The organism is Polaromonas sp. P3_C2 (assembly GCF_056402675.1).
Genome location: NZ_JBFUGX010000485.1, coordinates 1 through 3,349, shown reverse-complemented (window position 1 = coordinate 3,349; position 3,349 = coordinate 1). Strand labels below are relative to the sequence as shown.

4 protein-coding genes and 1 pseudogene are annotated in these 3,349 nt (G+C 61.4%); 2 read left to right on the top strand and 3 right to left on the bottom strand.

What is annotated here, in order from left to right:
* Positions 1-215, top strand: a pseudogene (locus AC1DWI_RS17595) (hypothetical protein); the annotation flags it as partial.
* Positions 203-433, top strand: coding sequence for a proline dehydrogenase family protein (locus tag AC1DWI_RS17590; RefSeq protein WP_477725321.1), 231 nt, complete (start codon positions 203-205; stop codon positions 431-433). The pseudogene AC1DWI_RS17595 and the gene AC1DWI_RS17590, both read left to right, overlap by 13 nt.
* Before the next feature lie 5 nt (positions 434-438).
* Here the strand turns inward: AC1DWI_RS17590 and AC1DWI_RS17585 are convergent, their stop codons facing one another.
* The 3 genes from AC1DWI_RS17585 to AC1DWI_RS17575 form a co-directional block, all read right to left on the bottom strand.
* Positions 439-1,335, bottom strand: a complete 897-nt coding sequence (locus AC1DWI_RS17585) for an NAD(P)-dependent oxidoreductase (RefSeq protein WP_477725320.1) — start codon at positions 1,333-1,335, stop codon at positions 439-441.
* 69 nt (positions 1,336-1,404) lie between these two features.
* Entirely contained in the window at positions 1,405-2,763 is a 1,359-nt protein-coding gene (locus AC1DWI_RS17580) for an NAD(P)H-dependent oxidoreductase (RefSeq protein ID WP_477725319.1), read from the bottom strand.
* A gap of 19 nt (positions 2,764-2,782) precedes the next feature.
* The coding region (locus AC1DWI_RS17575) for a hypothetical protein (protein WP_477725318.1) at positions 2,783-3,349 on the bottom strand (567 nt) is incomplete at its 5' end.

The following is a 3,349-nucleotide window of genomic DNA, read 5'->3' as shown; positions in this document are numbered from 1 at the left end:
TCGACGCGGCCCATTGCGAGCGCAATATGGAACGCCTGCTCGACGCAGCGAAGGCGCACTCAATTTTTGTGCGCATCGATATGGAGGACGCCAGCTGCACGCAGCGCGAGATCGACTTGTTGCTGCGCCTGAAAAAGCGTGGATATGCCAATGCTTTGACAGCGGCACCTTTGTCGGCGTCGCGACGCATGACGAGGAGCTTGTGGACCAGGTGATCACACTGGCGCGTAGCCGACGTGTGGCCAACTCGGCGTTCGAGTTCCAGATGCTGCTCGGCGTGTGTGAAGGCCTGCGGGACCGGCTGTTGGCCGAAGGCTACGCGGTCCGCATCTATGTGCCTTGCGGCAAGGACTGGTACGGTTACAGCATGCGGCGCATCAAGGAAAATCCGCGCATCGCGGGTTATCTGGTGCGCGCCTTGTTGACTCGCTGAGCGCTTCAGCTCATGCCGTTGCGGCTGGCCAGTTCGACAAACAACGCCGACTGGTCCAGGTCCGTCAGGCCGTTTTCAACACCTTCGGCATAGAGCCGTTCAAAGAGTGCCGTGACCGGTGCTTCAAAGCCGATCTCCTGTGCGGTGGCCAGCGCATTGCGCATGTCCTTGAGCTGGATGTCCATGCGGGCGCGCGGCGCGAAGTCGCGCTCCAGCATGCGCTGGCCGTGCAGCTGCAGCACGCGGCTGTCGGCAAAGCCGCCGGTAATCGCTTCCTTGACTTTGGCCATGTCGGCCCCGCCGCGCGCGGTGAACAGCAGGGCCTCGGCCACCGCGCCTATGGTGATGCCCACAATCATCTGGTTGGCCAGCTTGGTGAGCTGGCCGCTGCCGTGCGGGCCCACGTGAACGGCGTGGCCAAAGTGCTTGAGCACAGGCAGGGCCCGCGCGAAGTCTTCCGCCTTGCCGCMGGCCATGATGGCCAGCGTGCCGCTTTGCGCGCCGCCCGGGCCGCCTGAAACCGGCGCATCCACATGGGCGATGCCCAATGCGCCCAGGCGAGCTGCATGGTCGCGCGCTTCGCGCGGCTGGATGGAGGCCATGTCCAGAAAGAGCGCGCCCTGTTTCATCGCGGCGGCCACGCCCTGCGTGAACAGCACGTCTTCCACGACCGGGCCGCTTTCGAGCATGCTGATGACGATGTCGGCAGCGGCCACCGCGGCACTGGCTTGCGTATGTTGCGTGGCGCCTAGCGCCGCCAGCGGGCCGGCCTTGCCCGGCGTGCGGTTCCATGCCTGCAGCGTGTAGCCCGCTTCGCACAGGCGCCTGGCCATGGGCAGGCCCATGATGCCCGTACCCAAAAATGCGATGCGGGGCAGGGGCGTGTCGCTGGTGATGGTCAATTCGTGTCCTCAGAATGGCTTTGAGTCATCATGAAGGAACCGGCGGGAAGAAGGCTGTCAGGCAGCTTTCTAGGCCGCTTTTTTCAGCGCCGGCGCAAACATGCTTTCCATCTCCTGGCGCACTTTCCAGGCGTGGGTCGATGTGTCCATCGCCACATCGGCCCAGCTCAGGCTCTGCCCCTTTTTGACTGCGCGCACGACCTTCACGTTATGCGCCAGGCCCAGGGGCAGCCCGCCCATCTTCATGGAAGTATCGGCCGGCAGCAGCTTGCCCCACACGGTATAGCCGCCTTCGCCGTCCAGCATGTCGCCGGGTTTCAGGTCACGTTTGGCAGTGGCCACCACATCGGCGTTCCAGCAGGTCGCCACACCGGTGGGTTCACCGCGCAACGCCACGCTGGCCACGGACACGCCGACTTCCAACCCGATCAGGTGCCAGCGTTTGTACAAGGTGAAGTAGCGCCCGCTCGGGTCGGTGTGGGCGTTGTATTCCTCAAAGCAGTTCTTGATGTAGTCGGTCTCGGCTTCAACGGTGACCCAGACGCCCATGCGGATGTCGTAGGGAATCTTGCGGCCGTTGGCTTCCAGCGACGAGATAACTTCGACCATGCCCTTGCGTTCGAGAACGCCACCTTCACTGATGGGCCGTGTCACGTACGGAATGTCTTCCACGCTGGCCGGCGGGTAGAGCAGGCCGTTGCTGGGCACGGTCAGGCCCGTGGCGTTGGCCACGGCAGTCGATTCGATGGAAGGCTTGGATCCGTCGAGAAAGCTGTTGAACATCTTCGGGTTGAGCCCGCCGCGCGCGGCCTGCTCGGGCGTCAGGCCATAGTTTCCCCACACCGTCTCGGGCGTGGATTCGCAAAAATGCGGCAACCACTTGTGGCCACGGCCCGCCGCCACCACCGGGAAGCCGCAAGTGCGCGCCCAGTCCACGAGGTCGCAGATCAGCGCCGGCTGGTCACCGAAAGCCAGCGAATACACCACGCCGGCCTCTGCGGCCTTGCGCGCCAGCAGCGGGYCGCAGAAAGCGTCGGCTTCCACCGTGACATTGACCACATGCTTGCCGTGTGCGAAGGCTTTCAGGCAATGCTCTACCGCCGCGATCGGGTTGCCGGTGCATTCCACAATGATGTCGATCTGCGGATGCGTGACCACCGCCTGCCAGTCGTCAGTGATCCAGGTTGCTCCTGTTTTTATAGCTGCTTGCGCAGATTCTGCCTGGGTTAGAGCCGGATTCCACCCTACACGGGCAAGGTTGGCGCGCGCCGCGTCGGGCGACAGGTCGGCAATCGCCACCAGGTGCACGCCCGGTGTCCGCGGCACTTGCGCCAGGTACATGGAGCCGAATTTGCCGGCGCCTATGAGGCCTATGCGCACCGGTTTGCCTTCGGCCGCGCGCTGCTGGAGTTTGGTGTAAAGGTTCATGGATGAGGGGTCTTGCTGATTAATTTCGATAGATCTTGTTTGCTTTTGGACCGAAGATGAAGGGGGTTGTCATCTCAGGTAATTCCAATTTGCGCAGTTCGATAAGGTCTTTGTATTGACTCGTTCTTGATTCCGCGCATTCGATGTACATGGTTTTTTTTTCTCCCACGCGTACTACGACGCCCGCTTCTTCTTCAGGGAAACGCGCTGAGGAAAATTGGTACACGGTGTACGACGCTTGGCCGATTTTGAAATGAAGATTACCTGCACCTGTCCAACCATTCGGGCTACGTACGGAAAACTGAAACGCTTCCCTGGCGTGCATTTGAGTCGTAGCCGGATATGTCAGCTCGGGAGTCTGACCTAGTTTGCCAAAACGGTATTGCATGTAGGCATTCGCTGATGTCTGGGCAGATGTGCGGCAAATCGACATGTGTTTATCGCTTTTCCCCGCGATTGGGCACGACAACACGACCAGCTCGTGCGTTTCGCAATGAGTGCCTGGACCACCGAGTTCCTCGGCAATTGCGAGTGGTGCAATAAATAGGCCAATTCCGAAAGCGATACAAGCCAGGCGATTCATATT